Annotated in this window: 4 protein-coding genes; 1 reads left to right on the top strand and 3 read right to left on the bottom strand. The window is 53.3% G+C overall.

Annotated elements, in window-relative coordinates; translation table 11 throughout:
• The first annotated feature begins 94 nt into the window (after positions 1-94).
• Positions 95-1,174 (top strand): IS5 family transposase, encoded by a 1,080-nt coding sequence (locus GJA01_RS14905; protein ID WP_099282489.1) that lies wholly within the window; start codon positions 95-97, stop codon positions 1,172-1,174.
• Positions 1,175-1,971: 797 nt separating this feature from the next.
• Here GJA01_RS14905 and GJA01_RS14895 read toward each other — a convergent pair.
• The 3 genes from GJA01_RS14895 to GJA01_RS14885 form a co-directional block, all read right to left on the bottom strand.
• Positions 1,972-2,652 carry a ParA family protein gene (locus GJA01_RS14895; RefSeq protein WP_061928380.1) on the bottom strand — a complete coding sequence of 227 codons (681 nt, stop codon included), beginning with the start codon at positions 2,650-2,652 and terminating at the stop codon, positions 1,972-1,974.
• A gap of 140 nt (positions 2,653-2,792) precedes the next feature.
• Positions 2,793-3,710: a replication protein RepA gene (locus GJA01_RS14890; RefSeq protein WP_061928382.1), complete on the bottom strand. Its 918-nt coding sequence runs from the start codon at positions 3,708-3,710 to the stop codon at positions 2,793-2,795.
• A 416-nt stretch (positions 3,711-4,126) separates the two neighbouring features.
• The coding region (locus GJA01_RS14885) for a site-specific integrase (RefSeq protein WP_169925655.1) at positions 4,127-5,048 on the bottom strand (922 nt) is incomplete at its 5' end.

Here is a 5,048-nt window from a genome sequence, read left to right as displayed (position 1 = left end):
CAGACACCGAAAGGTGGAGGGTTCGAAAAACCCCTTGGTATTGAGGCCTGCGCTGTGATTCCATTTTTCCGGTTCTGGTTGGAGGAATGACGATATGAAACAGGCGGGATTTTTTGACGTTGAAGAGCGGCTTGCCCGCTTGAGCGGGCTTGGTGATCAGCTCAAAGCATTTTCCCGGACTGTGGATTTTGAAGTCTTCCGCCCTGACCTGGAGAAGGCACTGGCCTATTCAGACGGGAGCAAAGGCGGGCGTCCGCCGTTTGATCCGGTGCTGATGTTCAAGATCCTGGTGATCCAGACACTCAACAATCTGTCCGATGAACGGACGGAATACCTGATCAACGACCGTCTCTCCTTCATGCGCTTTTTAGGTCTGGGGCTGTCGGACCGTGTACCTGATGCCAGAACGGTATGGCTGTTTCGAGAACGTCTGACCCAGGCTGGTGCGATTGGTGGTCTGTTCAATCGCTTTGACGCAACCCTGCGTAACGCTGGTTATCTGCCGATGTCAGGCCAGATCCTGGATGCCACGCTGGTAGCGGCTCCGAAGCAGCGCAATACCAACGCTGAGAAGGCAGATCTCCGGGCAGGGCGTATTCCTGAAAACTGGCAGGACAAGCCGGCAAAGCTGTCCCACAAGGACAGGCATGCACGCTGGACCCTGAAGTTCACCAAAGCGAAGCGGCAGGAGGATGGAACGATCCCGTCAACGGATCTCGCTATCCCATTCTTTGGCTATAAATCGCATATTTCTATCGACCGGAAATTCCGGCTGATCCGTAAATGGAAGACGACCGATGCAGCGGCCAGCGATGGTGCCAGACTACGCGAGGGCCTGCTGGATAAAACCAATATGGCATCAGCAGTCTGGGCAGATACGGCCTACCGTTCAAAAGCCAATGAGGACTTCATGGAAAAGCATGGCTTTGTCTCCAGGGTTCACAGGAAAAAGCCACATCTCAAACCCATGCCTCGCCATATCCAGCGCTCCAACGCTGGGAAGTCGGTGATCCGGTCGCGTGTCGAACATGTCTTTGCTGATCAGAAATCACAGACGGGGATGTTCGTCCGAACAGTCGGTATCGCTCGAGCCACCATGAGGATCGGGCTGGCCAATATCATCTATAATATGCGCCGCTTTCTCCTTCTGGAGCGGATTAACGCCGCCGCGTAGCAATCCAGCGGGTGACAGCCCCAGATCTGCCCAAAACGCAGATCGAATGCTACCCCAGAAACCGTTAATCAACCCGCCAGAAACCTGAAATCAGGCGCAAGATGCAGTCAATAAAAGGTTTTTCGAACCCTCCAGGTGGGGCAGGGAGTGTTCCCCATCATCCACGTACAGAACGTCGGTGAAAAAGAATACGGTCGGTCTACCGTCTACCACTTATGAGAGGACGAGCCAATCAAACGTCCGGGTCTACAGTCAGTCTACCACGGGCAGACACCGAAAGGTGGGGCAGGGAGTGTTCCCCACCATCCACGTTCAGAACGTTAGTGAAAGGGAATACGGTTGGTCTACCGTCTACCGTCTACCGGGGTAGGAAAGGGGAACCTCCCTATTTGAAACAAGACCCCCCCCGTTGCGGGCATTCTCATTTGATCATGGACCCTTGTCACGCTCCAGTGCCGCTATAGCTAACTCAAACGTCTCCGCAACTTTTAAACCTAATTTGTCTGCGAGCTCATAAAACCGTTCTGCGTGTTCATTTGTAGTCTTCACACTGACCACGCGATGTCGTCCTGTTCGATACGCTCTTGGTTTCCTCGTGGCTTGATTAGATTCAGTCTTACCTGCGGTGTTTTCGGGCTCGGACACACTTTCTCTACTGACAAATCGGGATCCTTCCGAGATCCGGTCAATCTCCTCAGGGGCGGGCCTCGTATCTTTGTTTTTTGGTGCGGGCTTGAATTTGGAAAGATCCATAGCTCCACCCTTTTGAGGATCCGCAAAGATGCTTGTGCGTGATTTCATCGATCTACGTCCTGTTCGCTGGATAGTAATTCTATCACTTCTCTAGCAAGAGCTTCGATATTCGCTGCGGCACTCGGAAGATTGCGCGCATTTTTGGGATCGAGAGTACGAATAGTACCTCCGAAAGAAAAAATCGCTCTGTATGCATCACGCTCATGAACTTGAACCGAGAACACGGGTACGCCGTTCTCCCGGAATTCTGCTTCAATAGCAGATAAAGTCCGCGGTCGTATTGCTGCGCTTGTGCAGGTAAATAAGATGGCACAGGGAATGTTGATTCTAAATGCCTCTTCCTGCTGCCTGACCTCTCTAACAGCAGAAACAGCTTCAACAGCGTCGAGGGCTGAACCTCTCGTAGGGATAATTACAAGATCCGCACGGCTCATTGCATAAGGTACCATTCTTGACGCGGTACCTTCGAGATCTACTATTACAAAAGAACTTTCTTCTGCTTCGTGGTCAATCGTCTTTATAATAGTCTTTTCGGTAACGTCTTCAATTACCTTTAACGTATCCGGTTTCCCAGGCAGTGATGCCCAACGAGCAACCGGCTTATTTGGATCAGCGTCAATTAGAGTTACGGAGGCACCGTTATGTGCAAACTCCGATGCCAAGAGAATAGCTGTCGTAGATTTCCCTGCTCCACCTTTCGGAGAAGCGAAGACGATAGTTGGCATTAAGGTTCTCCAGAATAGTATACTGCATGGAAACGGAAGACCTTCGGTATACCTCTCATTCCACTTGCAGACGAGTATTACGCCTTCTCTTAGCTGTCTTACAAAGGTAGGTCAACGGTATACCGAAGGTAATCCCGTCTTTACGAGAGTGTTTTTGGCTTAACTGGGGGTGGGGAGGGAAACAGGGTTGCGCCTGTTCGGTCGACGTCAACTTTCGCCGCAGGATAAACTGCTAATGCCAATCCCAAATTATCTAAAAAGCCTGTGCGGAAATGGTCCATACGGGCAACGCCTGGTCCAAATTGTAATTTTAAAGCCGCCCAAGTAACGGGTGTAGGCTTTTTTAAGACGTGTAAGCGATACGCTAGCCAGCAATAAATATCTAAAGCTTGAGAATGACCATTTAGATGCCTAATGGCGGCCTCTTCTATCGGAACCGGGTGGCGTTTTAATTGCTGAAAAAAATTTTCGGACAACTTCACTGCGTCAAGGAATGACGTTGGTTTCCCTGTCGCGTCGTCGTACTCAGTGATCATTCCTGAGTCGATGATATTTTGATTTAGGAATCCTGTGCTATCGGCAGTTTTTATATGAAAGCTCAGACGACAACGCGCAATCCGCTCGGCTTGATCACGAACGTCTGCGACTGCCTTTCCTCCGATGGGAATGCCCATGCGGTTCAGCCATGATCGGAGGCTTTTTCCTATCTCGATTTCCCGGCTATTTGTCTTCAGTGCCTCGGTCTGAAGATAAAGCATAATCAAGCGGGCTTTACTTCCATAGGGAACTCCTACGTACTCAGGCTCGGCGTCTTTCCCTGGTCTCCGTCCCGGCTCTACGAGCAGCGTTACGTGATCGCTTTTTACTTGCCATGCAGCGCTCGACTTAAGTCTTCTATGCGGCAATGCCGCCTGGGCCCAGCCAGAATACAAAAAGCCAATGCCAAGTTCTTCGCTCGACATATAACCACTCGCGATGTCGATCACGCGTCGATCTATATCAAGCTGAAGCGCGCCTTGGCGCCCTATCTGCTCTATAATTCGATGAACTTTAGCCATGCCAATCTCTCCGACATGGAGAGTATGACTAAAGCTAGTTAATCTGTCTCCGTGAACTTTACCGGGGAGCGGAAATGCTCTGGCACGGATGTGCACTTTAGAGGGAAGATGCTTAGTAGAAGATATTAGTTATATATTAGTTTGTCCCGTTAAAGTGCACAGGACAACACGGAAGAGTCCCGCTTTTAGCGTATCACTCTCCGGAAAAGTGCACACTTCCGACGCTAAAGTGCACACCGTCCCCGCCAAAGTGCACGGGATAGCCAAGATATCTTACCAGCTCCGAGCGATTCTTCTGCCCTCGCGGACGGCTCCGCTAAAGTTCACACTTGCGCGGCACAAAAGAGGATCGAGAAGATCGAGGATTTCACCGCAAATCCCGGTAAAGTGCACACCTGAATTCATTCTAGGACCAATCAGAACCGACTTCGCCCTGGATGCTTTGTCATAGCATCCTCGACCTCGATATATTTCTCCACCACGCCGAAGGTCTGGTGTCGCGAGAAACGCTTGAGTGAGACCAGATCCGTGCCGTCACGAGCGCCTGTGGTGATCGCTCCGCGTCGCAGGCTGTGCCCGCTGAAATCGCCTGTCAGTCCCGCATCCAGGCAGCGCTTCTGAATGATCCGGGCCACAGACCGGTCAGACAGCGCCTCTGAACCCATCGCGGGCGGGGCAGGGGGCTGACCGGCCTCGGCAGCAGGCGGGAGCCACACCCGCCGGAAAACCGGTCCCTTGGCGTCGGCCAGTTTCGCCTTCCGAAGCCACGCTTCATAGGCCCGGACCGGACACAGGGCAGTAATGCCGCGCGGGATGGCGACTTCGACACCCTGACTGGTCCGGTCCCCCTTGGACCGGTCCAGCCGGATCCGCATCCCGTCATCATCGAGCGCTACATTCTCCAGGCACAGCGCCGCCACTTCGGACCGTCGGAGGGCGCCGGCAAAGCCGAGCAGAAGAATGGCCCTGTCGCGGACGCCCACGAGCTCGGTGCTATCGATCTGCTCAATGACCTCGCTCAACAGATCCCAGGTCAGTCCCTTGACCTGACGGGACGCGCTTCCCGTCGACGTCCTGCGAATACCCGCAACAGTTTCGGACACCAGGGCATGGGAGGTCGGGACGGGAACCTGAGCGATATGATGCAGATAGCGCAGTGCGGCACGGTGCAGATCCACCGTCGCGGGTCGCTTCTTCTGCAGCGCAAGATCAGCCAGATAGGCGGCGACATCCTCGCTGCGGGCGGGCAGGGCAGGGAGCCCATGTCCTGCCGCCCATGCGCACCAGGAGCGCACGGCCGAGCGATAGGTCCGGCGTGTGTTCACTGCCTTTGCGGCG

The organism is Gluconobacter japonicus (assembly GCF_002723975.1).
In the GTDB taxonomy this organism is placed as follows: Bacteria; Pseudomonadota; Alphaproteobacteria; order Acetobacterales; family Acetobacteraceae; genus Gluconobacter; species Gluconobacter japonicus.
This window is presented reverse-complemented; position numbering and strand designations above follow the sequence as displayed.

What these genes read in the sequence shown, in the direction of transcription:
- GJA01_RS14905 (WP_099282489.1), top strand. Translation starts at nt 95, where the DNA reads ATGAAACAGGCGGGATTTTTTGACGTTGAAGAGCGGCTTGCCCGCTTG.
- GJA01_RS14895 (WP_061928380.1), bottom strand. Translation starts at nt 2,652, where the DNA reads ATGCCAACTATCGTCTTCGCTTCTCCGAAAGGTGGAGCAGGGAAATCT.
- GJA01_RS14890 (WP_061928382.1), bottom strand. Translation starts at nt 3,710, where the DNA reads ATGGCTAAAGTTCATCGAATTATAGAGCAGATAGGGCGCCAAGGCGCG.